Source organism: Acetomicrobium sp. UBA5826, assembly GCF_002433005.1.
In the GTDB taxonomy this organism is placed as follows: domain Bacteria; phylum Synergistota; class Synergistia; order Synergistales; family Acetomicrobiaceae; genus Acetomicrobium.
The window spans coordinates 53,945-77,677 of sequence record NZ_DJHF01000025.1 but is presented as its reverse complement, the minus strand read 5'-3'; the positions used below and the strand labels follow the sequence as shown (position 1 = coordinate 77,677).

The 23,733-nt window shown below is 44.4% G+C and carries 23 protein-coding genes and 1 riboswitch; of the genes, 4 read left to right on the top strand and 19 right to left on the bottom strand.

The window, feature by feature from the left end; translation table 11 throughout:
- Positions 1–4: 4 nt before the first annotated feature.
- The 3 genes from B3N34_RS09090 (at position 5) to B3N34_RS09080 (ending at position 3,847) form a co-directional block, all read left to right on the top strand.
- Positions 5–1,504 carry a DUF4139 domain-containing protein gene (locus B3N34_RS09090; protein ID WP_286977189.1) on the top strand — a complete coding sequence of 500 codons (1,500 nt, stop codon included), beginning with the start codon at positions 5–7 and terminating at the stop codon, positions 1,502–1,504.
- 145 nt (positions 1,505–1,649) lie between these two features.
- Positions 1,650–1,925, top strand: coding sequence for a FeoA family protein (locus B3N34_RS09085; RefSeq protein WP_286977177.1), 276 nt, complete (start codon positions 1,650–1,652; stop codon positions 1,923–1,925).
- Positions 1,925–3,847 carry a ferrous iron transporter B gene (locus B3N34_RS09080; RefSeq protein ID WP_286977176.1) on the top strand — a complete coding sequence of 641 codons (1,923 nt, stop codon included), beginning with the start codon at positions 1,925–1,927 and terminating at the stop codon, positions 3,845–3,847. Before B3N34_RS09085 ends, B3N34_RS09080 begins: the two co-directional genes overlap by 1 nt.
- Positions 3,848–3,859: 12 nt before the next feature.
- Here B3N34_RS09080 and B3N34_RS09075 read toward each other — a convergent pair whose 3' ends face one another.
- From B3N34_RS09075 to B3N34_RS09060, 4 genes are all read right to left on the bottom strand, one after another.
- On the bottom strand, positions 3,860–4,645 hold the full coding sequence (locus B3N34_RS09075; protein ID WP_286977174.1) for an ABC transporter ATP-binding protein: 786 nt from the start codon (positions 4,643–4,645) through the stop codon (positions 3,860–3,862).
- Between the two features lie 20 nt (positions 4,646–4,665).
- Positions 4,666–5,649 (bottom strand): FecCD family ABC transporter permease, encoded by a 984-nt coding sequence (locus B3N34_RS09070; RefSeq protein ID WP_286977171.1) that lies wholly within the window; start codon positions 5,647–5,649, stop codon positions 4,666–4,668.
- Between the two features lie 51 nt (positions 5,650–5,700).
- Positions 5,701–6,552 carry a LacI family DNA-binding transcriptional regulator gene (locus B3N34_RS09065; RefSeq protein ID WP_286977165.1) on the bottom strand — a complete coding sequence of 284 codons (852 nt, stop codon included), beginning with the start codon at positions 6,550–6,552 and terminating at the stop codon, positions 5,701–5,703.
- Between the two features lie 111 nt (positions 6,553–6,663).
- A complete protein-coding gene (locus tag B3N34_RS09060; RefSeq protein WP_286977161.1) occupies positions 6,664–6,828 on the bottom strand; it encodes a hypothetical protein in 165 nt (54 codons plus the stop codon).
- A 184-nt stretch (positions 6,829–7,012) separates the two neighbouring features.
- Here B3N34_RS09060 and B3N34_RS09055 point away from each other — a divergent pair, with 184 nt between their 5' ends.
- Entirely contained in the window at positions 7,013–8,956 is a 1,944-nt protein-coding gene (locus B3N34_RS09055; protein WP_286977159.1) for an FAD-dependent oxidoreductase, read from the top strand.
- 99 nt (positions 8,957–9,055) lie between these two features.
- Here B3N34_RS09055 and B3N34_RS09050 read toward each other — a convergent pair whose 3' ends face one another.
- From B3N34_RS09050 to B3N34_RS08980, 15 genes are all read right to left on the bottom strand, one after another.
- Complete coding sequence (locus B3N34_RS09050; protein ID WP_286977158.1) at positions 9,056–9,415, bottom strand: OPT/YSL family transporter; 360 nt, start codon at positions 9,413–9,415, stop codon at positions 9,056–9,058.
- Positions 9,416–9,543: 128 nt separating this feature from the next.
- The gene (locus B3N34_RS09045) at positions 9,544–10,059 is read right to left on the bottom strand and encodes a L,D-transpeptidase (protein ID WP_286977155.1); all 516 of its coding nucleotides are present in this window, start codon (positions 10,057–10,059) and stop codon (positions 9,544–9,546) included.
- 175 nt (positions 10,060–10,234) lie between these two features.
- Positions 10,235–11,881, bottom strand: a complete 1,647-nt coding sequence (locus tag B3N34_RS09040) for a nucleoside kinase (RefSeq protein WP_286977145.1) — start codon at positions 11,879–11,881, stop codon at positions 10,235–10,237.
- Between the two features lie 133 nt (positions 11,882–12,014).
- Complete coding sequence (locus B3N34_RS09035) at positions 12,015–12,863, bottom strand: ABC transporter permease (RefSeq protein ID WP_286977142.1); 849 nt, start codon at positions 12,861–12,863, stop codon at positions 12,015–12,017.
- Between the two features lie 18 nt (positions 12,864–12,881).
- A complete protein-coding gene (locus B3N34_RS09030) occupies positions 12,882–13,796 on the bottom strand; it encodes a quaternary amine ABC transporter ATP-binding protein (RefSeq protein WP_286977139.1) in 915 nt (304 codons plus the stop codon).
- A gap of 202 nt (positions 13,797–13,998) precedes the next feature.
- Positions 13,999–15,030 carry an ABC transporter substrate-binding protein gene (locus B3N34_RS09025; RefSeq protein WP_286977127.1) on the bottom strand — a complete coding sequence of 344 codons (1,032 nt, stop codon included), beginning with the start codon at positions 15,028–15,030 and terminating at the stop codon, positions 13,999–14,001.
- Between the two features lie 408 nt (positions 15,031–15,438).
- Entirely contained in the window at positions 15,439–16,452 is a 1,014-nt protein-coding gene (locus B3N34_RS09020) for an ATP-binding cassette domain-containing protein (RefSeq protein ID WP_286977122.1), read from the bottom strand.
- Positions 16,453–16,458: 6 nt separating this feature from the next.
- Positions 16,459–17,157, bottom strand: coding sequence for an ABC transporter permease (locus B3N34_RS09015; protein ID WP_286977120.1), 699 nt, complete (start codon positions 17,155–17,157; stop codon positions 16,459–16,461).
- Between the two features lie 140 nt (positions 17,158–17,297).
- Positions 17,298–18,158 (bottom strand): substrate-binding domain-containing protein, encoded by an 861-nt coding sequence (locus B3N34_RS09010; protein ID WP_286977116.1) that lies wholly within the window; start codon positions 18,156–18,158, stop codon positions 17,298–17,300.
- Positions 18,159–18,220: 62 nt separating this feature from the next.
- Positions 18,221–18,342, bottom strand: a riboswitch (molybdenum cofactor riboswitch).
- A gap of 60 nt (positions 18,343–18,402) precedes the next feature.
- Positions 18,403–19,857, bottom strand: coding sequence for a sodium/pantothenate symporter (panF, locus tag B3N34_RS09005; RefSeq protein WP_286977107.1), 1,455 nt, complete (start codon positions 19,855–19,857; stop codon positions 18,403–18,405).
- A 6-nt stretch (positions 19,858–19,863) separates the two neighbouring features.
- On the bottom strand, positions 19,864–20,178 hold the full coding sequence (locus B3N34_RS09000; protein ID WP_286977101.1) for a YhdT family protein: 315 nt from the start codon (positions 20,176–20,178) through the stop codon (positions 19,864–19,866).
- The gene (gene ilvD / locus B3N34_RS08995) at positions 20,153–21,841 is read right to left on the bottom strand and encodes a dihydroxy-acid dehydratase (RefSeq protein WP_286977099.1); all 1,689 of its coding nucleotides are present in this window, start codon (positions 21,839–21,841) and stop codon (positions 20,153–20,155) included. Before ilvD ends, B3N34_RS09000 begins: the two co-directional genes overlap by 26 nt.
- Positions 21,831–22,997, bottom strand: a complete 1,167-nt coding sequence (locus B3N34_RS08990) for an aminotransferase (protein ID WP_286977097.1) — start codon at positions 22,995–22,997, stop codon at positions 21,831–21,833. The genes ilvD and B3N34_RS08990 overlap by 11 nt, the downstream gene beginning before the upstream one ends.
- A gap of 8 nt (positions 22,998–23,005) precedes the next feature.
- Entirely contained in the window at positions 23,006–23,476 is a 471-nt protein-coding gene (locus B3N34_RS08985) for a CRISPR-associated protein Cas4 (protein ID WP_286977091.1), read from the bottom strand.
- Positions 23,452–23,703 carry a CRISPR-associated protein Cas4 gene (locus B3N34_RS08980; RefSeq protein ID WP_286977085.1) on the bottom strand — a complete coding sequence of 84 codons (252 nt, stop codon included), beginning with the start codon at positions 23,701–23,703 and terminating at the stop codon, positions 23,452–23,454. Before B3N34_RS08980 ends, B3N34_RS08985 begins: the two co-directional genes overlap by 25 nt.
- Positions 23,704–23,733: the final 30 nt, after the last annotated feature.

Below are 23,733 nucleotides of genomic sequence, written 5' to 3'. Positions count from 1 at the left end.
AAAAATGGGGAAAATACGTCTGGGTCTATACTTATTTGCGGTGGTTTTAACGGCATTGATGGGCGCACACTCGTCTTTGGCTGCAGAAGGCGATTTTAACATGCTATCACCATCTAAAGTAGAAATATTTCCCGAAGGAGCCCTGCTTTACTTTGAAATGCCTTCAGGCGAAGCAACCATTATACTCCCTCCAACAATAGACCCTAACAGTATATCGATATATTCGGATTCTGGCGTAAATATAACGAAACTGGAAATAGACAAAGAATATCTGGGAGATTGGATCCCATCCGAACTTGGGGAGTTGAAAAAACAAATTAACTCATTGCAATCGAAAGTGGCCGAAACGGCTTCCCAGTTAAATGCCCTCAAACAATCTTCCAAGATGTTTGAAAACATTCCACTTCCCTCCGATCCGCGTAAGGCTAAAGAGATAATCTCGGAATTGCAAAAAGAAAGGTTCGCAACTGAACAAAGCATATTCGATTTGGAGCTAAAACTGGAAGCCCAAAAAAGCAACTTGAAATATTTACAGGACCAATGGAATGCCCTTCGTCCTACCGATGATTTTGCAGCCAGGGTTGCGATTTCATCGACCGGAAAGGGCGCAATCCTCCTTAAGGCCTTCAGCCACGAAGCGCGATGGCGCCCAGTTTACTATGCTAATTACGACACTAAAGGAGGAGAATTGACGCTGGATGTCAAGGCTGAAATTTATCAAAAAACGGGAATTCCTTGGAATGGGAAAATATCTCTTTACACCCATACCGCCAAGGACGAGATCGGCATGCCCGAACTTCCGCCTTTGGTAGTGGAGTTCAGAGAACCGATTACCCTTAAAGCGCTTTCGCGAGATACCGCCAGTTTCGAGCAAAAGGCAGAAACAAGAGCCGAAGTTCTTCCGGGTATAGTTTATACCGTGAATTCTACTATTGCCGGTACTGGAAAATTAGCATTACTCCCCCTAGAAAAGTACAGCGAAAAGACGGAAACAGAAATACGTTGCTTACCTCAAATAGATCCTGAAGCATGGATTATCGTACAAACTAAACCAATTGAAAAATCTCTTGCCAGAGGAGAAGTCCATCTTTCTATCGACAATACCCCTACGGGAACAAGCTTAATAGACAATACAAGTGCGGGCGAAAATTTGAGGTTTTCCCTCGGTAAATCTCCATTGGTCAGAGCAACCAAAGTAGACCTTATACCAAAAACCGGTGAAAAGTGGACAAAAGGCACTCTTCTGGATGGCTATGACATCACTGTAGTAAACGGACTTTCCCAAGAGAGTTATATTACAATCGTAGATAGAATTCCCGTAAGTTCCCATCAAGATATCAAAGTTTCAAATATAAGTATCGAACCGGAGCCAACGGAGACAACTGAAAAGGGTATTTACACCTGGAAATTGAGATTAAAACAGAAAGAGACGGGAACCATAAAAGTGAGATACGAGATAAAATTCCCTGAAGACAAGGAGATTACAATAAGACCCATCTTCTAAGACCTTTGATAAGCCTGTATCAATCGAGCTTGACAACTTTTGTTTTAAGATATAAATTTGGCTAGGCTAACTTTTTTCGAATGTTCTTTGATCTTTTATTGGTCAACAGCGTGTGCAATATATTTGGAAAGGAAGTTTTAATAACATGTTAGCGAGAAAATGTGATGATCAAGAGAGCATGTCTCTTATCCTATTGCCTAACGGTAAATATGCAGAGATAGCATCTTTGCCACCGGGCCAGTGTGGAAAAAGACTTGAGGCGCTGGGCCTTAGGCCTGGCAAAAAGATAAAAAAACTTTATGGAATGCCTTTTTGCGGACCGGTGACGATCGAAATCGACGGAAGACAGGCAGCGATAGGTTATATGGCAGCCTCACGAGTTACGGTAAAACTTGTGGAAAACGAATCTCTAGAGGGGTAATGCTCATGTCCTGCCACGGGCTTTTCGACATATTAAAAAAACGAAAAACCGATGATCGAAACAATGTCAACCTAGATGACTTCGAAAGCAATACAGGTTGCGGTATGGGGATACATTGCAGCGAGTGTCCCCTGTCTTTTCGTTGCAGCCATAATGGCAATAAAGACGTATCAAAAACGACGAAGAGCGGCCAAAAAATTAAAAAAGTCCTTTTAATGGGAAACCCAAACGTCGGCAAGAGCGCTATATTTTCCCGATTGACGGGATTACATGCTATTTCCTCCAATTACCCCGGGACTACCGTAGGTTTTCTTGAAGGATCCGTTTCAATCGACGGAGAAACGTACAAGCTCATAGATGTGCCGGGCGCTTACACGTTGGATCCAACTAACGAAGCAGAGGAAGTTGCCCGTCGCATCTTAGACGAAGGTGGAGATATAGTTGTAATAATTGCGGATGCAACTGCTCTGGAGAGAAACCTCTATTTGGCACTTCAGGTGCTTGAAAAAGGTTACCCTTCAGTATTGGTCTTAAATATGGTTGATGAAGCCAGACACAAGGGCATACACATAGATTTGCAAACGCTGGAAAGAGAGCTAGGCATCCCCGTTGTGTCGACTGTTGCCGTTACCGGAGAAGGTATATCTGCACTCAAAGCCGCCCTCGCAAAGGCGCGCCCCTCCTTCATACTTCCCATGGGCAAAGACGAGCGATGGCTATTGATAGGCGATATAATTATGCGATCCCAGCAGGTAACACACAGACACCACACTTTTCGCGATCGCCTTGAGGATATAAGCGTTCATCCCGTATCAGGTCTGATATTGAGCCTATTGGTCATAGGATTGAGCTTTTACGCAATAAGAACTATTGGCGAGGGGTTGATTGATTACGTCTTTGACCCTCTATTCGACAGATTTTGGGGTCCACTTCTTGCTTCTTTGTCTAACCTGTTGGGTGGCTCGGGATTTCTCCACGACATACTCATCGGGCACCTCATTGACGGAAACTTGGACTGGGAACAGAGCTTTGGAATTCTGTCGACTGGATTATATGTGGAATTTGCTATGGTATTCCCCTATATAATCTCATTTTATTTAATTTTATCTTTGCTTGAAGATATTGGCTACCTGCCACGCTTGGCCGTGCTTTTTGACGCGCTGCTGCACAGGATAGGCCTTCACGGATTTGCAATAGTGCCCACCCTTTTGGGTCTAGGTTGTAATGTCCCAGGAATTCTGGCAACAAGGGTATTGGAATCGGAACGGGAAAGGTTTATTGCTGCTACCTTGATATCTGTTGCCGTGCCCTGTGCCGGCCTTCAAGCAATGATATTTGGTGCGATTGGTTCGTTCGGCATGAGGTATGTCGTGGTTATATATGCTTCCCTTTTTCTCGTATGGCTGATTCTTGGATATGTTCTTAATAAAATTTTATCGGGTCAAAGCCCCGAGCTAATTGTTGAAATTCCGCCTTACAGACTGCCTTCGTTTCGAGATCTAGGCCTGAAACTTTGGTTTCGCATATCGGGGTTTTTATTGGAGGCAACTCCCCTGGTACTTATAGGGATACTGATAGCAAATCTTGTTTATTCCAGCGGAATACTTCCCTTGATATCTAATTTCTTAAAGCCTGCCGTGTATCTTCTTGGGTTACCCCCGGAAGCAATTGGCGCGATATTGCTTGGTTTCTTGAGAAAAGATGTGGCCGTAGGCCTGCTATTGCCTCTTGGACTTACTCCCCAACAGCTTATCGTAGCAACTGTTGTGCTTGCCATGACCTTTCCTTGCATCGCTACGTTCGTTGTGCTCTTCAAGGAATTGGGGGCAAAAAGGCTGCTACAAAGCATAATTATCATGATTTCCATTGCCATATTAGTGGGGATCACTTTAAACTCCCTTTTTTCTCTCATGATTACATAGGTCGAGGTTACTTCAAAGGGGTATGGCGATCAACCCGCCATCCCAATGTTTTACGTACCAGGAAACGTCAAATACCTCGCTCAGCATATCTGCATCGACATCTTTCGCGTCACAGATATTATAAACTGATCCATCTTTCATCAAAGCTATCCTGTCCGCAAAACGAAGCGCTAGATTGACATCGTGCATGACGCAAAGGGCCGCTCGGCCCGCGTTGACATAAGCCCTCAAGACTCTCATAACAGCTACCGAATGTTTCGGATCGAGAGCACTCGTTGGTTCATCTAACAGCAGCAAAGCTGTGTCTTGAGCAAGACATTGAGCAAGCAATACCCTTTGCAGTTCTCCGCCCGAGAGGGATGTAATTAATCTTTCTTCAAAGCCCTTCATTTCAACTTCCCGAAGATAACGCAATGCCAATTTTACATCAAAGGTTCCGTAGTTGCCCAAGAAGGAAACCCAGGGATAACGCCCCAACAAGACTACATCCAAAACTTTAAAGGGCATTGCCATGTGTCCCTTCTGAGGCATATAAGATACCATCCTGGCTAACTCTCTGCGGGATAACTTTTCTACGGAACGGTTTAAGATATTTACGCTTCCCTTCATATCTACCAACTTGACAAAAGCCTTTAACATCGTGCTTTTTCCGCTGCCATTAGGCCCGAGCACTGCAACAAGCTCATCCTTATGCACAGTAAGCGATATATCGCGCAAAACCTGCCTGTCTCCATAAAAAGCTGAAACGCCTTGGGCGTTTAACGCCTCTGCCGGGCATTCTGAATCTATTTTATCCAACAGTAAACACCACCTCTAAATCAAGACGACTTCCACAGAAGAAAACAGAAAACGGGGCCTCCCACAAGGACCGTCAGCACTCCCACAGGCAACGAACCCAATGCACGTGCCGCAATGTCCGACCATAACAATATAAGGCCGCCGCCCATCCAAGAGGCAAAAATAAGCCGAATATGAGAATGTCCAACTATCATTCTAAATAAATGCGGGACTATCAACCCTATGAAACCAATCACACCGCTATAGGAGACAGCAATTGAGGTTATAAAAGAAACGATGCAAAGTAAGATCCATCTCGTACGATGTGTGTTCATCCCCAAAGTTTCGGCCTTTCCCTCCCCCAGGGATATGAGATCTAACTCTCTATGCAGCAGCAAAAACAATAAGGCCAAGCCTGAAGCTATTAAACACCCGGGAAGCCATCTCCAGCTGGCAGAGTTAAAACTGCCCATGATCCAAAAGAAAAAAGCACCCAGCTTTTCAGGAAATAAAGTTTGAAGCAACATCATGAAAGCCTGAAGAATGCTGCTTACTATGACTCCCGACAGAATAAGCCTGGTTGGATCGATCGAGCGTGATCTGCTGCTCAATGCCCATACTCCGGAAAGAGTCAAAATGCCCCCCAAAAAAGCAAAGAGCCTTATCGATAGCAAGTTAAAGGCAATTGCAAGAGTTGCACCCAATGCAGCTCCAGAGGCAACACCCAAGGTATAGCTTTCGGCCAAGGGATTAAGAAGGAGGCCTTGATAAACCACACCCGAAGCCCCAAGGATCGAACCAATCAAGAAAGCTATTATTGTTCTAGGAAGCCTTACATAAAGGACAATCGCATTAAAAACGTCCCCCGAATCTCTTGCTTGTGAGGACGTGAGATAGGAAAAAACTATTGAAACAACATCCTTTAATGGAACATGCACCTCACCAATCACGAGAGAAAGGCACATAGTCAAAAGGACAACAAGACTTGAGACAACTACAAAGGCAAAATAGCTCTTTTTTTTCACCGGGTTCCCCTTTCTCAATCCTTCAGCTTAAAAAAGCCATCATCAAAATTATCATTCAATGGAAAATCTCACCAAATTTTTAAAAGGGACATCGCGATGTCTCAATATGTTGACTAAAAGCTTTGCTGCCAAAACGCCCACCTCAAAACAGGGGAAATGAATGCAATATCCACCCATGGCTTTTGCGAAATCTCGTTCTTCGTTGAACAAAAGCAACATATCCCCTTTACGAAAATATCCTTCTTTAAATCCTGAATCCTGATCTATTTCGCAATTGGAGTTGATTAATCTCCCAATTCCCTTTGGCAAGGTCCCGTCGCATACCCAAAGGGAATTTTTACCCTTTCCCTTGTACCCTTCGAGTTTTACTTTTAGAGTTCTATTAGGCTTGGTATCTCCCGCAAATACTATCCTACGCCCGTCAGCGAGTTTTATTATCATTTGAGCCAGGTCCTCCCAATAGGGCACAATGCTTACATGTTTATCTATCGTCTCTCCTACTGCTATCAAGGGAAAATCGACATTCGGCGGAGGACTCCCCACCCAAATAATGCCTTCTACTTTATGCGCTACAAAACGAGACCGCAAAAAGCTCGCCTCAAAATCGTCGGCTACATAAATAATGGGCTCCTTATTCACGGTTGCCATGATGCGATTTATCCCTTTCAGAAACCTATTTAATCCAGAAAATTGCTGCTCTTCAACCACTACGCTTATTAACCCTGACTTTCTTTCCGATAGCCCTCTAGCCAAGGCATTAGGTTTATATTCCAGACGCTTTATGACCTCCCAGACCTTTTCCCTCGTTTTTGACGATATTCGGGGGTCTCCTCGCAACACGCGGCTGACAGTTGCCTTGTCAACACCTGCCTCTTTCGCTACATCAGCCATTGTTACAGACATTAGCTTCACTCCCAGTTAACTTGCCTTTATATCATAAGTATATTGTAATAGTCATTTTACACCACATAATATCCGGGGCAGGAGGTTCCGCTCCTGCCCCGGAGGGGGGCTTCAGGCTTGTATGTTCAAATTTGATCCAATGCCCAGACTTTGAAAGAGCTCCTGCAACATTGCCTGCTGCAAATTTAAGGTCCTTTTCAACATAGCCGCAGCAACAACACCCTGCACATCTTTTACTGCTTCACTGGAGATGTTGCTTGTTTGTCCTACCTCCATGGGCATCACCTCCCCTTACGGCCCTAATAAATTATAGACTATTTTCAAAATACCCGCACACGACCTATAGTCCTTACTGTATTTCATCGTCATAGGCCATATAACAATATGATATATTACCTTCAGGATTCATGGCCGTGCTATAATAATTTTGTATCAACATAATTTGAGGGGGTGCGAAATAATGGAAGGCAAATACAAAAACTTGTTTTCCGAAGGGAAGATAGGCAATTTAAATGTTAGAAACCGCATTGTCATGCCTCCCATGGGCACAAACTTTGCAAATGCCGACGGCTCCGTAAGTCAGGTGCTTACCGATTATTACAAAGAACGAGCCTGTGGTGGGGTTGGATTGATCATTACCGAAATAGTTTGCGTTGACAGCCCTGTGGGAAAGGCCATCACAAATCAACTCTGCCTTGACGACGATAAATACATAGGCGGTTTTTCCGATTTAGCCGAAGCCGTCCACCTGGAAGGAGCCAAGATATTCGTCCAGCTTCATCATGCTGGAAGACAAACTACTCCGGACATTACCGGAGGAATTCAGCCGGTGTGTCCCTCTGCAACTCATGAAGGGTTTTTGAACGTCACACCCAGAGAACTGTCAAACGAGGAGATAGAAGATCTGGTACAAAAATTCGTAAGCGCTGCCGTTCGGGCCAAGATGGCCGGAATTGATGGCGTAGAGCTCCATGGAGCTCATGGTTACCTTATCGGCCAGTTCATGTCACCTCATATAAACAAACGCACCGACAAGTGGGGAGGAAGCACTGAAAGGCGCATGCGGTTTCCCCTCGAGATTATAAAGGGCATTCGACAATCTTTGGGACCGAATTTTCCCATATGCTTCCGTTTTAATGCAGACGACTTTGTGGAAGACGGAATAACATTGGATGAAGCTAAAATAATTGCAAAGATATTAGAGGACGCAGGAGTAAACGTCCTAAGCGTGAGCGTTGGTATTTATGAAACCATGCCAAAACTGCTTGAGCCTTTCCATTTTGAGGAAGGGTGGCGGGTTTATACGGCCGAAGCGATTAAAAAGGTGGTAAATATCCCCGTCATCACGGTTGGAGTCATACGTGACCCTGTCCTTGCCGACTCCATTATAGCGGAAGGCAAAGCCGATTTCGTGGCTATTGGGCGAGGAGTGATAGCAGATCCGGAGTGGCCAAAGAAGGCATACGAAGGCCGCGACGAGGAGATCCGCAAATGCATTTCGTGCAACACCTGCATCGGCTTAAAGGTCTTCTCGGGGCAAAGGATGAGATGTTCCGTCAATCCCAGGGTGGGGTATGAATGGAAATATCCCTATTTGCCATGTGCCTGCGAGAAGAAAAAGGTCGTGGTAATCGGTGGTGGACCTGCGGGAGCCTATGCAGCCATCACTGCTGCTAGTAGGGGTCACGAGGTCATTCTCTTCGAAAAGGAAAATAAAATAGGGGGACAGCTAAACCTCTCAAGCCTGCCGCCTGGAAAGGATAAAATTAACTGGTTTACCGAATGGCTTGAAGGAGAGCTGCAGCGTCAGAATGTTACACTCCGCCTTGGAGAATGCGCAACCCCCGAAAAGATATCTGCCCTCAAGCCGGATATAGTTATCTTTGCAACAGGTGCTGAACCCATAGTGCCCAATATCCCCGGCATCGAAAGGGCATATCTGTCCTGGGATGTGCTAAAGGGCAAGGTTAACGTACCTTCCGGAGAGGAAGTGGTAGTGATTGGAGGCGGATTGGTAGGCTGCGAAACGGCTCATTACCTCCTGGATAAGGGATGCAAGGTCACAATCGTTGAGATGTTGGACGACATAGCATTGGATATGGAGCCTATCGGGCGATTCGATCTTCTTAATACATTCGTTTCTAAAGGAGTCAAGATGCTGACAAAAAGCCTGGTTACGGCCATAACGCCTGAAGCCATCCAAATCGTGGATGCCTATAAGAGGGTTCGTGAGGTTCCTGCAAAGCATGTCGTCTTAGCCGTCGGACAAAAGCCTGCAGGCTGTGATCTGGCAAAAGCCCTGTGCGATATGGGTATCCCAGTGATCACCGTGGGCGACGCTCGATCCGTAGGCAAGATAGTCGATGCAACGTTATTCGGTTTTAACGCAGGTGTAAAGGTATAAACCAGCGATAGCACAATATGTAAAATATAGCATCTCTTTCTCCCTATCGAGGAGAAAGAGATGCTATATAATTTTCAGTGCCTTATACGACCAATTGCATTACTTTTTCCCAAGCCTCGCAAGCCAATAAGCAATGGCAAGCAAAAGAATCAGACCCAAGCTGTTGCTGGTTAGACCCACCTTGAGGCTGACTCCCGTTACGATCATGAAGGCAAACCCGATACTTGGCGTGAGAAGCGCAAAAGAAGTGTTCGAAGAGCCCGTTACGATCATGAAGGCAAACCCGATACCCATTAATGCCTCTCCGGTTATTAGTCCAGCAGCTCCAAGAACACCGATATCATTAGTCGACTCGTTTTTACCCCTTCTCAGTTTTCTGCTTACAGAATTCAGTATGCTTCCGATAAATATGGCCACTCCCAAAGTAAAGGGAAGATAGAGACCGACAGCAACGGGCATGACGGGAGTGCGGAAGTCAGAACCTTTAGCAGCAAGGATTTAATCAATTTCGGTCCTTGTGAGGAGTGCTCCTCCCTGCTTTTTGCGTACCATGCTCATCTCTGCACTCATACCCTTGTGAGTGGGATTTAATTTAGTGACTCCAGAATAACTACCTTTTGGCCTTTCATGCTCATGCTCACGACTTCCAATAGATCGTCGTTCGCCATCCTTATACAACCGTGGCTTGCGTCCGTTCCTATTTCATGCAGATGTTCATCGTCGGTTCCATGAATTCCTATTCCTTTCCACCCCGTTTCAAGGCGAATAAAATAGGGCCCATACCCTATTCGCTCTTTTGTGGCTTTATCGACGTAGCTATCCCAAAAGCTGGAATCCTCGATAGATTTTACGTAAAAAACACCTTCAGGAGTACGCATATCCCCTACTTTAAGTTTTTGCCCAGGATTTCTTCCCGTTGCCACCATCCATCCGCCGTATATCACTTTATCTGTTTCAGAGAGAGCCAGTAAAACATGTTCTTTCTTAGAACAAACCCATGTTATTTTAGCTAAATCACTGGGAGGAGCATTTAGCGACAGCATAACTTCCGAAAATTCGACGACAGAAGTGCCTTGCCCTAAAGAAAAATAATTTACTGCCATTTGGATTAAATCATTTTCGGCAAGCCTATATGTGGCCTCCGTATTGGACACATTACATAACGTAAACATATACAAAAATAAACATATTATTAAAGATTTTAAAAATAAACAATAAGTTATTTTTATTTTTTTATACTGCATTATTATGTATTTTATTAACATATTTGGATTTTTATTAAATCGTTTCAAAACAGCTTCCTCCGATGAACTCCCGTATTATCGAATTATTAGGAACGCCATCGGCAGGCATGAAAGGTACATAATGCAAAAAGGTCAACAATCTTTGCGCTTCTCCGAACATGGGCGAATCCTCATGGATATTTCTAAGTAAAGGTTCGGCATAACCTTTCAATACGGCAAGTTCATATACGGTAGCGGAATTGAACATAACATGAGCTCTCTCTTGATAGGGAAATATATGTTTTTGTGCTCCCCTTGTCACCGATGGCCATTGGATTAAGGTCGCTTCTGGACTCTTGCCCCTTGTCCGATAATCCCTGACCAATCGCCTTATAAGTCTGTTATCTGTCGTACTTGTCCTATTGTGGCGATCAAGATTAATTCCCGTTAAGGGGGAAACGTATATCCTCCACTTATTGGACTCGGGGATGCTTTTGGTGACCATTTCATTCAAGCCATGAATCCCCTCAATAACTATGATGTCACCATCTTTAATACGCATTCGTCTTCCTTTTTCTCTTTTGCCCGTGAAAAAGTTAAATTTAGGGATTTCGACTTCTTCGCCATCGAAGAGATTAACTAGACTTTCGTTTATCAAATCCAAGTCAAGGGCTTCGATAGCTTCGAAATCATAATTGCCCTTTTCATCCTTAGGTGTTTTTTCTCTCTCAACAAAATAATCGTCCAGGGAAATTATAAACACCCGCTTGCCAAACACTTGAAGTTGAATACGCAACCGATGAGCGGATGTGGTCTTGCCTGAAGCCGAAGGTCCAGCGATACAGATCAACCTTATATTGTCATCTTCCGCAATATTTTTAGCCAATTGCGACAACCACTGAGAATGCAACGCTTCCGATATTTGTATTACATCATTGGATTCACCCCTTGAAACCAAGGCGTGAAGGTTTTCCATGGTATTTATTCCTAAGATATCAAGCCATCTTGCATATACCGTAAAAACTTCTGCCAAACGCTTAGAGGGCATAAAGGGCGGAAGCCCCTGAGGGTAGGCAACTGTCGGAAACCTCAATACCATGCCATGGTCGTATGGTATGAGGTCATAGGTTTTCATATAACCCGTAGACGGCGCAAGGGGCGCGTAAAAATAACCGTAGGTATTATCGCTTCTATAAACCTCTATAGGATCGACAGCTGCCCACCTCAACAAGTTGGCCTTATCCATATTTCCTTGACGGGTAAATATTCTCTTGACTTTGTCGCCCGATATCACCTCTCGTTTTATGGGAATATCGGCTTTAACCAGTCTATCCAATTCGCGTTTTATGGCATCTAACTTTTTCTCCGTGACTGGACCGGATTCAAGCTCACAGTAATAGCCGTCGCTAATCGAGTGCCTGATGAATACGTCTTCCGACAAAGCGTTCATACAGGCTAGAACCAGCAAAAAACTGAGGCTTCTTCTGTATACTTCCATCCCCTCAAAGCTTGAGGTGTCCACAAACTCTATGCAACTATCGTCATCCACGACCCAATCCAAAGGGCGCAAGTAGCGATTTACTCTCCAAGCCACTATATTGGACTCGTGCCCCTTGCCACAGGCAACAAGCACGTCCTGCCCTTTTACAGGTCGCTCAAAAACCAGCCTATTTCCCCTCTCTATCTCGACGACAAAGCTCATGCTATGTTTTTACCTCCACTATGTATTTATTGCGCAATCGTCTATATCATACGAAAATCCCGCTAGTTTTATATTTTAGCATGAGATAATTTTCAAAGGAAGAAGCTTTTAAATAATAGTTTTCCGATTATCCTTACCTGGGCGGCTCCCATTTCTTCGCTATGGACTGAGTCACTCTATCGATAACTATAGCCATCACAACAACTGACAACCCCGCTTCAAATCCTCTGCCTATATCTATTCTATTTATGGAGAGCAACACCTCCTGACCAAGCCCCCTGGCCCCGATCATCGAGGCAACGACAACCATAGCTAAAGCCATCATTGTAGTTTGATTGACACCGGTAAGAATGGAAGGCATTGCCAGCGGAATCCTTACTTCCTTGAGCAGTTGCCACTTCGTTGCGCCATAAGCCAAAGCTGCCTCTTCTATGTTTTTAGGCACATGCCTTAAACCCATATTCGTCAGCCTTATTACAGGTGGTAACGAATATATCAAGGTGGCCAAAACCGCAGGCACCTTGCCAAGGCCAAAGAGCATCATGGCCGGTATTAAATACACGAAGCTCGGCATAGTCTGCATCCCATCCAAAATTGGCCTTATGACTACCGCAAAGGAGTTGATCTCCGCCATCAGTATCCCCATGGGAATACCTATTAACAGTGAAATTATAACCGCCGTCAGCACGACGGCCAGCGATTCCATCGCCAATGCCCATAATTCGAAAGCACCGATCAACATTGGCAAGATAGCCAAGGTCAAAGAAGCAATGAGCTTTTTCGTGGTTGCAAAGAGCACCACAAAAACAATTATCATATACAACCACCAGGGGACCATCAGCAGTATTTCGTTTATCCTTAGCAACATAGTAAGGATCCCAGTAGAAATAGCGTCAAAGAGAGGTGCATATGAATCTAGCAACCAATCTACGAAATTATTGACTTGTTCCGCTACATGAAAAGTGAAATGCTCTGGAAACATATTCTCTTCACCTCCTCGTTACGAGCTTGCAGGCGTACTTGCCAGCTTGTTGCCCAAACTCAGTTTCGTCTTTTCCAGCGTCCGCCTTTCGTCGGCAACGAAAGCAGCTACGTAGTCATCTGCCGGATTCGAAACGATCTCATCCGGTGTCCCGATTTGAACTATACTTCCCTTTCTCATGATGGCCATTCTGTCGCCTAACCGCAAAGCTTCCGATAAATCATGAGTAACAAACATTATGCTTTTTTTCATTTCTTCCTGCAGTCTCAACAGTTCGTCCTGCAGTTGTCTGCTGATAAGAGGATCCAGACCGCTAAAAGGTTCGTCCATCAAAAAAACAGGGGCATCCATTACCAGCGCACGGGCTATTCCGACCCTTTGCTGCATTCCGCCGGACAATGCGGCAGGATAATAATTCTCCCATCCCTTCAAACCCACTCTTTCTATTGCAGCTTTGGCTTTTCGATATCTCTCCTCTTTCGGTTCGCCTCGAAGCTTTAAGCCGAAGGCAACGTTATCCAGAACTGTTTTGTGGGGAAGCAAACCATAGTGCTGGAAAACCATCGCGGCTTGATATCTTCTGTGCTTAACCAATTCCTTTTTGCTCAAAGAGGTGATATCGAGATCATTGATTTTAATCGTTCCTGCCGTAACTTCTATCAATCTCATGAGACAGCGTATAAGGGTTGACTTTCCACTGCCGGACAACCCCATGACGATAAAAATCTCTCCAGGATATATCTCGAAAGAGACATCCCTCACAGCCACCACAACCTTGCCGTCTTTTTCCATCTGCGAAATCGTTACTTCATCGTGAACGTCGATATTTAATGTTTTCTTCCCTTTTGAACGTTGCCTTTTAGGAAACACCTTCCACAGGTTTTTTACTTCAACAACCGGAGAAATAGCATTTATAGACTTAATCCCACTCATCCACATCCCTCCCATTTTCGTGGACATTCAAAAACAAATAGGGATAAAATTTGACCAAAATAATCGATCAAACTTTATCCCACCCAAACCACCCAAGTACTTTTATAAAATTTACATATTGTATTGAGCTAGAAAATCCGCCTCTTTCAACATAAATTTAAGTTTCTAACCGAAATCTAACTCGATCAACGAATTTTAAGATCTATTCCTTAACGACCTCTTTATCCAATGCCTCTTTCAGCTTGTCTATATGAGGATCGCCAGAAATGGGAAACCACTGCTCCCATTGCTCGGGAAACTTTTTCAAAAACCATATTGCAGCATCTTTAGGTCGCAACTCATTCTGCCACATGTAGGCAAGTGCTTCGTTTGTCTGTTCGATCGTCGCTTCATAATTTGCTAAAAACGATATGACGAAGGGATCTTTCTGCAGTAATTTTGCGCTCGCTCCTATATGGACTTTTGATTCAGGAAAATCACATCTGTAACCATTTTCTTCGTTCCATAACTTGATATCATATGGCGGTTCCTCGATTTTAGTCATGTCAAAAAGGCCAAGAATCGGCGTAGGCTCCCAATAGTAAAAAAATATGGGCTCACCCTTTCGATAGGCACTTACTATTGCAGTGGAGAGAGCTGCGTCAGAGCCTGGCTCAAAAGATTGATAATACTTATCCAATCCATATGATTGAAGTTTTTTCATATTTATAGAGCTAACCACCCAACCTGTGGGGCCATTGTAAAATCTACCCTTATCCGGATTTTCCGGATCCTTGAAAAGTTCCCAATATTTCGGAAGATCCTCAATGCTTTTGAGGTCCGGCGCCATTGGCTCTATGCCTCTTTCGGGATCGCCCTTAATGACATATGTGGGTACATACCAACCCTGGCCGGCATCTGGATAGGTCGGACCTAAATCCAAACATTCGCCGCTTTCCACATATTTACCCCATGCCTCAATATTGTCCGACCATATTTCCATGGATACATCTACATCGCCTCTCGCCATCCCCAATAACAAGGGAAGACTTTCTCCAAAGCTATAGGAAACGCGATATCCATAAGCCTTTTCCAATACATAACCGGCAATACGATTATGTATTTGCACACTATCCCAACTAAAATCCCCAAAGGTGATGCTTTTCGCTTTGGCAAATGATATTGCAGGTGAAGAGAAAAGAAAGGTAAAACATACTACTATCACTGTCAGCACAGTAATTGCCCTTTTAAACATGCAAATACCCCCTTTAATTCATGCAAAATCTCACATCCTTTGATTCTAAATAGACGGATAAAGGATTATCGGTTGCTGAATATTTGAACTATTGTTTCGTCCACTGTAATATATGCGGTTTTTATATCTGGCCAGACTCAATTGAAAGTGGATTTGATTACGATCACATATTTTAAAATACAATAATATTAATATTTGTCAAGTCAATTGTATACATTTTATTGTCAATATATGAATACCAGAAAACAATAAACCCCTTGATATATTAGCCAAAATCAGACATTACGGACGAAATAACGTCAAAGAAAGAATTTTAAAAATACTGTACACAAACCTTCCAGCAAGATCAGATACAATAAAAGCGTCAAAATCGCTTAGGCATTGGCACACTGTAACCCAAAAAACTTATCATAACCATTTCGCAGCCGTGGCCTTAAACACTACATATATATTCATCCCGGGGCTTAATTTGAGTTCCCTGGCAGCTTCATCGGTAATTAAGGCAACCAAGTTTATCTCCCCTATAGATAGGGTAACCCTTATCTGACTGCCATTACAATAGGCCATCTCTCTAATAAAACAATATAACAAATTACGAGCAGAGGTCCTTTCAGGATGTTCAGCCAAAAGTATCTCCGATGGGCTAATCGACACAACGCCCGATTGCGATGGGGCTCCGGAAACATAAATCTTTTGACCATCCCTCAATCTTTTACAGTACAAGCCGTTTTCAAGCTTTTCCCAAGGGCCGGGGATTATATTCTCAGGCCCCTGATGCACAATTCGACCACTCCATAGCGAAAGGATCTCATCGGCAGTGCTGTAAAGCCATCCTAGATCATGGCTTACCGTGATAATAGTCGTTTTCCACTCTTTTTTTGCCTTGATCACAGCCTGATTTATCAAGGCTTCCGATACTTTGTCGACATTTGCCGTCGGCTCATCGAGCAATAAAACATCGGGCCTTAAAGCGAGACGCGCTGCTAAGGCTACGCGTTGAGCTTCGCCTCCCGAGAGCTCATGCCAGGCTCTGTTTAAAAAATCTCTTGGCTGCAAACCAACCATTTCAAGCGCTTCCACAACCCTGGTCTTAACGGTCTTCGAATCGTATCTGCGTAATTTCAAGCCATAGGCCACATTGTCCTTTACCTTTCGAGTCAATAGACGTGCATTTTGTAAAAGCATTGTCACTTCTTGGCGGAAAAGTGAGGCGTTTTGCGACGTAACGGAAGAGCCTTTATATATAATTTGGCCTTCGCTCGGCTCATCTAAGAATGCCAAAATTCTGAGCAACGTCGTCTTACCGCTCCCGTTCGGGCCGACCAGGCCGTAAATCTTACCCCCCTCTATAGCCAAACGATCTACAGATAGAGCACATCTGTTGTTGTAAAAACGTTTAACATCTCTTAACTCATAAAGCATGTCTGTTCACCTTGTCTGCCTTCTTCGCTTAGCATATGATAGTGTGCTGTTGACTATAAAGGCTATCAACAGCAAGATCATCCCCAAGGCTATCCCCATGGCAAATTGACCCTTGTTTGTTTCAAATGCCATTGCCGTTGTAATTGTTCTCGTTCTCCATTTTATGTTTCCGCCTAACATTGTGGCAGCACCAACCTCGGATATAACGCGTCCATATGCGGTAATTGCTGCCATAAGCATTCCATATCTCGCCTCCCATAAGATGTCGAATAACAGCCTTTTCCCGCTGGCTCCTAGCGTTAAAAGGGTGTCCCTTACCGACAAATCCAGCTCTTCGATGGATTGTGCCGAAAGTGCAATCACAATAGGCAGGGCCAAAACCACTTCGCCCACTATAACGCCTTTTAGAGTAAAAAGCAGATTCATACCGCCCAGTGGTCCGCGATTTGAGATAAAGGCATACACCCATAGTCCGACCAATACTGTGGGAAGGGCAAGCAATGCATCGAAAACGGATCTAAAAAACCGTCTGCCTGGAAAATCGAAGTAGCCCAATAAAAAACCCAAAGGAAGACCTATAACCAGAGAAATTATTATCGCAGCCGTAGAAGCCCTCAATGTAGCGGAGACGGCCGAATATACCTCTTCATCTCCTTTTAAAAGCAACACAAAGGCTTCCGCTATTCCAGAAAAGATATATTCCATGACGTTACCTCCCTCGAAGTTGCGATGCTCAAAAAATTATATACACAAATATAAAAAACAATAAGCCGCCACAGGGGGATGCGGCGGCTTATATGGGGGATTGGAGCATCTATATAAAATCTAAAGAACGCAGGATGTCACTAATTTGTCCCAGAAGCCGCATTTGCGTTCAGGAAGAAAAGTTGTTTGCCCATGAGCCTGAAATCGGCTATGGCTTGCTGGGCTTTTGGAGTAACAATCCATTCGATAAACTTCTTTGCCAAATCGTATTTGACATTGGGGCAATTCTCAGGATTTACCGCAATTACGCTATATTGATTCATCAAGAAAGGATCCCCTTCGGATAGAATGACGAGCGGAGGATTCCCTTCGTGGTTAGCTTCATATTTAATGTAAGTGCCTCTATCGGTTAACGTATAGCCTCCCTTTTCGGCGGCTACGTTAATCGTCACTAACATACCTTGACCTGTCTGCACATACCATTCTTCTTTGTCAGGAATAGCCAAACCCGCCTGCACCCAAATAAATTTTTCCTTGGCATGAGTGCCCGATTCATCGGCTCTGCTGACAAATATAGCCTTCTTTTCGGCAATCTTATTTAATGCTTCAATAGAAGACAACCCCTTTATACCAGCCGGATCATCCTCTGGGCCAATTATCACAAAGTCATTGTACATTACTTGAGTTCTATCAACTCCATATCCGGCTTCTATAAATTTCTCCTCAGAATCAGGATCGTGAACCAGCAGAACATCTACATCGCAATTTTCTCCCAATTTTAAAGCCTTTCCAGTACCCGTAGCCGTCCATTGAAGAGTTATTCCCGTATCTTCTTTAAATATGGGTGCAAGATAATCGAGAAGACCGGTATCGTCGGTACTTGTTGTAGTTGCCATCAAAAGGACGTCTTCTGCTTCTGCGAACCCTTGCCCAAGAGAAAAAACAAGCAATATAGCTACAAAAACAACCAGCAACCGTGAGGTCAACCTCTTCATGTTCATGATAATTCCTCCCTTGCTTAATTTTTTCACAAAAAATTAGTCCCCTTCCCGCCGGGAAAAGGACTAATGTTCTTTCTCCTCCTTTCCGAGCGGGAGGCCCTTTCGTTTCCGAAAAGACCCTATCGGTCAACGCTCATAGACCACAAAGGTCCTTAGAACCGTTGACTCGGAGGTTATATTATTAAAATTAAGATATGTTTACATTGATAATAATACTAAACATAAAAATAAATGTCAACGAAGGTCATTCCCATACCCTCATTACTGCTTTAACCGATGGTTTAGAGAGATAACTGGCCGCTATAAACACGACAAAAGTTACGACAAAAGTAGGCACGATGGGATGTAATCCGTGAAGCAAAAAGGCATATTTGCTCAATGCAATAAATAGGATTACGCCAGTTATCATGGAGGCCAGAGCTCCTGAAGCAGTTGCGCGTTTCCAATAAAGGCCCATCACAATCGGCCAGAAAAATACAGCCTCAAGTCCACCAAAGGCAAAAAGATTAATCCACACTATCAGACTTGGAGGCTTAAAGGCCACGAGAAATACCGTGACCCCTATGATGGTCGTAACTAAAAGGCTGATGCGCCTGATCTTTTTGTCGTCATATGCAGCGCCAGGATTAATATAGCCAACGTACAGATCATTTATAATTGCTGCCGAGGCCAATATAAGTTGAGAATCTACCGTGGACATAATGGATGCCATGGGCCCCGCTAAAAAGATCCCGGCAAAAATCGGAGGAAGGACTTCGACCGTTAAAGTCGGTATAACAGAATCGACTGCTTCTATGTTGGGCAGTACGGCCCTCCCCAAGGCGCCAGCCAGATGCATGCCCAACATCAGAAAGCCGGTCACGAATGTGCCAATTACTATTGCCCTATGCATGGATTTGGAATCTTTATAACCGATACACCTGACAGCGGTGTGAGGTAAGCCAATTATTCCAAAGCACACCAATATCCAAAAAGATAAGATGAAGGGCTTTGTGATAAATCCGTCGACCCCGAAAGGTGTCAATAAATCCGGGTTTATCTCCATCAATTTGGCGCTTATGGCATCCATCCCGCCTGCTGCCTTTGTAATTCCAAACACCAACGCCAAAGTCCCCAACATCATGACAATGCCCTGAAAGGCATCTGTCAATACCACAGCCCTAAATCCTCCTATTACCGTATAAAATATTACGGTAATGGCAAATATAGTGAGACCTGCCTCGTAAGGAAGACCTATAGCCTCAAACAACCTGGCGCCTCCTATAAATTGCGCGACAATAGCTGCAGTGAAAAATAATAACAAACTGATTGATGCCATAACTACTATTGGTGTGCTTTCATATCTGGCTCTCAGGAAATCGTTAATTGTTATTGCGTTAATCTTACGGGCAACAATAGCAAACTTCTTGCCCAAAAAGCCCAGAGTAAGATATGCCGTTGGAACTTGAATCATCGCAAGCAACACCCAGCCCAGCCCCATCTTATAGGCCATCCCCGGGCCACCCACAAAGCTGCTCGCGCTAACATAAGAGGCAACCAATGTCATGGCAAGTACAAAACCGCCCATTGAACGACTACCTATAAAGTATTCGCTAAGAAATGACCCCTTTGTTTCCGACATTTTCCTGTTTGCAATATAACCAATCCCGCATATTATAATAAGATAAAGCACCAATGGAATTGCAATGTCGATATTCATGATTCCTCACCTTACCTTAAGGTCATCTCTCCCATCCGTCTCGAGAGATATGTCTTGAAAGAAAAATTTAACCAAAACCCAGGAGGCGAAAGAAAAGACTATGAACCCTACGACACAACTCCAAAAGAACCAGCTTGGCAAACCCATAACGAACTTATAGCTAGATAGAGGTTTTGACCCCATGCCATAGGCGAACCCATACCACCAAACAAAGTAAAGCACAGTTAATATTATCGAATATAGAGCCTCCCTCTTGGCTGACTTATAACGCTTGTCTTCTCCGATATCTTCCAAATTAACAGTCTTCACATCCACCGCCATTCACCTCCAAAACTGCTCCTTTAGCTCCAGAAGTGACAAAAGCGCGGTACCGCTCCAAAAAAGGGCTGTCAAGCTTTCTAAGAAAAGGTTTCCATCCTTCTTTTCTCGAGTTTAACTCTTCTTCGCTAATGTTCACATCTAGTTTACGAGCGGGAATGTCTATTATGACCTCGTCCCCCTCTCTGAGAAGTCCTATTGGTCCCCCATCAGCTGCCTCAGGAGACACATGTCCAATGGAAGCTCCCCTTGTGGCCCCGCTGAAACGGCCGTCAGTAATGAGGGCAACATGCCTGTCCAATCCCATCCCTGCCAATGCGGAGGTTGGACCTAACATCTCTCTCATTCCCGGTCCTCCTTTGGGACCCTCATACCTTATGACCACTACGTCACCTTTTTTTATTTGGCCGGAAAAGATAGCCTTTGTAGCCGCTTCTTCCGAGTCGAAAATCCTAGCAGGGCCATTATGTTTCATCATTTCAGTAGAGACGGCGGATTGTTTTACGACCGCTCCGTCGGGTGCCAGGTTTCCGCGAAGTACGGCAATGCCGCCTTCCCGATGATGAGGTCTCTCTACAGGTCGAATAACCTCGTCATCAAGAACATGAGCATCCTTGAGATTGTCGGCAACTGTATTTGTCGTTACGGTCATAGCGCTACCGTCGATAAGACCTGCATCGGACAACCTTTTCATGACTGCCGGAACTCCTCCCGCAAAATACAGATCTTCAACGTGATCGCTACCCCCGGGGCTCATGTTACACAAATGAGGACACTTTTTGCTCATATCATCAAAGATGGAAAGGGGGAGATTCAGGCCTGCCGCCCAGGCAATGGCGGGTAGATGCAAAGTGGTATTGGTAGAACCCCCCAACGCCATATCGACAGCAATTGCGTTTAAGAAGGAGGCCTTTGTCAGAATTTGTCGAGGCGTAATTTTCTTCTCGATTAACTTCATAACCGCCCTTCCCGTCTCCTTTGCCAATCTAATTCTCTCGGAAAACACCGCCGGTATAGTCCCATTGCCGGGCAAGGCAAGTCCTAAAGCTTCCATCATACAATTCATCGTATTAGCCGTAAACATTCCGGCACAGGACCCACAGGTAGGACAAGCAGATTTTTCAAGTTTAATCAACTCGGCATCCGTCAACGCTCCTGCTGCATATTTTCCTACTGCTTCAAACATAGAAGAAAGATCTACGGTTTTTCCTCCATCGACCTTTCCGGTGAGCATTGGACCACCGCTCAAAACAACAGACGGAATATCCAAACGGGCAGCGGCCATAGCCATACCGGGCACTATCTTGTCGCAATTCGTCACCAACACAAGGGCATCGATCCCATGAGCTCTTGCCATTATCTCGACGGAATCCATTATATGCTCCCTGCTCGTCAGGGAGTATTTCATACCTTCGTGATTCATCGCCAGCCCGTCGCAAACCCCTATAGCGGGAAACTCGAGAGGTAAACCACCAGCAGCATACACTCCAGCCTTAACGGCTTCGACTAGCGTCCTCAAATGAACATGGCCGGGGATTATTGCATTATAGGCATTGACAACTCCTACCCATGGTCTTTCGATCTCCCATTTTTCATATCCTGCCGCCATTAAAAGCGACCTATGAGGCGCTCTGGAAACTCCCTTTTTTACAGTATCACTTCGCATTATTCATTTCTCCTTCCACTTTTCTCAAAAAAATAGACAAACACTCCAGTCCTTTTTGCAATACTTCGCTGGAGCAAGCATAACCTATCCTTGCCCAACCGTTAAATTCCGTGCCAAAGGCACTACCCGGCACCAAAAAAGCACCCGTCTCAGCCAACAATCCTTCGCAAAAATCACTTGATGAAATGCCGTAGTCGCTAAAATTCAAAAAAGCTGTCGTTCCCGCCTTCGGCGTGATCCAACCAACCTTTTTTTCATCGGCAACCCACGAAGACAAGATCTTAAAATTTTTCCGCACGATCCCCAAATTCCTCTCCAAAAGTCGATCTCTGTTCTTCAAAGCTATAAGCGCAAGGTATTCATCAACGAGTCCACAGCTTATGGTCATGTAATCACGATGGGAAAAACATTGTTTTATAACCTCTGGAGATCCAACTATCCAGCCCAACCTCAATCCGGCAAGAGAAAACACCTTAGACATGCTTCCGGTACTAATCCCCTTTTCGTATAAATCGACTATTGAAGGGGTCTTAAAACTTGCTTCGTGCTCCAAACCCCTATAGACTTCGTCGCACAAAATATAAGCATCGTATCTTTTCGCTATATCCACTATGCGCTTTAAAAAATCACCGTCCATTAAGGCGCCAGTGGGGTTATTCGGATTATTTAGGCAGATCATCTTAAGATTTTTGGCGGTTTTAGCAACTCCCTCAAGCTCATTTAGATCGGGCAAGAAATTGTTTTCAGGACGTAGAGGCAAAAGATGAACGGATGCCCCAAATGACTTTGGAACGCTATATAACTGTTGGTATGTGGGATAGACAGATATGACACCATCGCCAGGATTTACGAGTGAAAACTGCGTCAAAAAATTCGCTCCTATTCCGCCCTGTGTGATCAAGACATTGTCTTTATCCATACTTTTATATAGCGAAGCAATGGCCCTTCGCAATTCGCCCGAGCCGGGTATTTCCCCATAAGTAAGTTTAATTCCCGCAATATCCATCATTGCTCCGGAAGGATCTTGCGATAAATTCAGAAGCTCTTTCACTGTGAGCGATTCCACACAAGTTTCGGCAATATTGTACTTGGCTTTAGTTTCGTACCGGTTCATCCACTCTTCAACACCGAAGGGTTCAATATGCAACTCGATCATCCCTTTCTTTAGTCCTGTTGTTTACAGATAAAACGATAAGCACATTTATAACACCTTCCGTCCCCTTCTTCCAGCGGGGGAGGAGGAAAATCTTTAGAGAGCACATCTAAAGCTTCATCTGCAATTTGCATCAAATAGCCTTTCGTCCTCTTATTCCAGCGTATTTTGAACTTTTTCCCTCGATATTGCAATAGCCCGTAGGGTACTTTGAAACCTGCCTCTTCCAACAGGAAGCAATAACACAAAAGTTGTAATCTGTGGCTTTCCGTTGGTTCATCGTAATTTGAGCTTTTATACTCTATCGGTATGTGCCAGGGACCTTTTTTTATTACTGCATCGGGCCTGCCCGTAAAAATTTGCCCCTTCCACAATTTCGAATCGATGCTTACGGGAATTTCCCTCATCCACCAAACGTAAATTCCCAATATGCAGACTGCAGCGATTGTAATGCCAGCTATTTCAACATCAGATACAAACAAAGTAAGGCCCCTCCAACAGCGATGAGAAAAAAGGCAGTCCTCCAGACGCTGCTCCAAAAACCTTTAAGCTTTTCTATGAAGCCAAACCATCTATGGGCCCTTTGCCCCTTTTGAAGGGCTTTTCCGCCACCGTTGCCTTGGGGGGTAAAACCATGGGCCCTATACCATGCCGCACGGGGGCAATATACGTATTGTGCGAGTAATGATGCGCTTATTCTATCTTTCATGTAAGTTTAAAACCCCCTAAAATAAAGAGT

Excerpts from the sequence above, each read along its gene's own strand:
- B3N34_RS09045 (WP_286977155.1), bottom strand. The coding sequence starts at position 10,059 with ATGGCAGTAAATTATTTTTCTTTAGGGCAAGGCACTTCTGTCGTCGAA.
- B3N34_RS09010 (WP_286977116.1), bottom strand. The coding sequence starts at position 18,158 with ATGAACATGAAGAGGTTGACCTCACGGTTGCTGGTTGTTTTTGTAGCT.
- B3N34_RS09035 (WP_286977142.1), bottom strand. The coding sequence starts at position 12,863 with ATGTTTCCAGAGCATTTCACTTTTCATGTAGCGGAACAAGTCAATAAT.
- B3N34_RS09090 (WP_286977189.1), top strand. The coding sequence starts at position 5 with ATGGGGAAAATACGTCTGGGTCTATACTTATTTGCGGTGGTTTTAACG.
- B3N34_RS09015 (WP_286977120.1), bottom strand. The coding sequence starts at position 17,157 with ATGGAATATATCTTTTCTGGAATAGCGGAAGCCTTTGTGTTGCTTTTA.
- B3N34_RS09080 (WP_286977176.1), top strand. The coding sequence starts at position 1,925 with ATGCTCATGTCCTGCCACGGGCTTTTCGACATATTAAAAAAACGAAAA.
- B3N34_RS09030 (WP_286977139.1), bottom strand. The coding sequence starts at position 13,796 with ATGAGTGGGATTAAGTCTATAAATGCTATTTCTCCGGTTGTTGAAGTA.
- B3N34_RS08980 (WP_286977085.1), bottom strand. The coding sequence starts at position 23,703 with ATGAAAGATAGAATAAGCGCATCATTACTCGCACAATACGTATATTGC.
- B3N34_RS09085 (WP_286977177.1), top strand. The coding sequence starts at position 1,650 with ATGTTAGCGAGAAAATGTGATGATCAAGAGAGCATGTCTCTTATCCTA.
- B3N34_RS09020 (WP_286977122.1), bottom strand. The coding sequence starts at position 16,452 with ATGCTTTATGAGTTAAGAGATGTTAAACGTTTTTACAACAACAGATGT.
- B3N34_RS09060 (WP_286977161.1), bottom strand. The coding sequence starts at position 6,828 with ATGGAGGTAGGACAAACAAGCAACATCTCCAGTGAAGCAGTAAAAGAT.
- ilvD (WP_286977099.1), bottom strand. The coding sequence starts at position 21,841 with ATGCGAAGTGATACTGTAAAAAAGGGAGTTTCCAGAGCGCCTCATAGG.
- panF (WP_286977107.1), bottom strand. The coding sequence starts at position 19,857 with ATGAATATCGACATTGCAATTCCATTGGTGCTTTATCTTATTATAATA.
- B3N34_RS09050 (WP_286977158.1), bottom strand. The coding sequence starts at position 9,415 with ATGCCCGTTGCTGTCGGTCTCTATCTTCCCTTTACTTTGGGAGTGGCC.
- B3N34_RS09000 (WP_286977101.1), bottom strand. The coding sequence starts at position 20,178 with ATGGCGGTGGATGTGAAGACTGTTAATTTGGAAGATATCGGAGAAGAC.
- B3N34_RS09040 (WP_286977145.1), bottom strand. The coding sequence starts at position 11,881 with ATGAGCTTTGTCGTCGAGATAGAGAGGGGAAATAGGCTGGTTTTTGAG.
- B3N34_RS08990 (WP_286977097.1), bottom strand. The coding sequence starts at position 22,997 with ATGATCGAGTTGCATATTGAACCCTTCGGTGTTGAAGAGTGGATGAAC.
- B3N34_RS09025 (WP_286977127.1), bottom strand. The coding sequence starts at position 15,030 with ATGTTTAAAAGGGCAATTACTGTGCTGACAGTGATAGTAGTATGTTTT.
- B3N34_RS09055 (WP_286977159.1), top strand. The coding sequence starts at position 7,013 with ATGGAAGGCAAATACAAAAACTTGTTTTCCGAAGGGAAGATAGGCAAT.
- B3N34_RS09065 (WP_286977165.1), bottom strand. The coding sequence starts at position 6,552 with ATGTCTGTAACAATGGCTGATGTAGCGAAAGAGGCAGGTGTTGACAAG.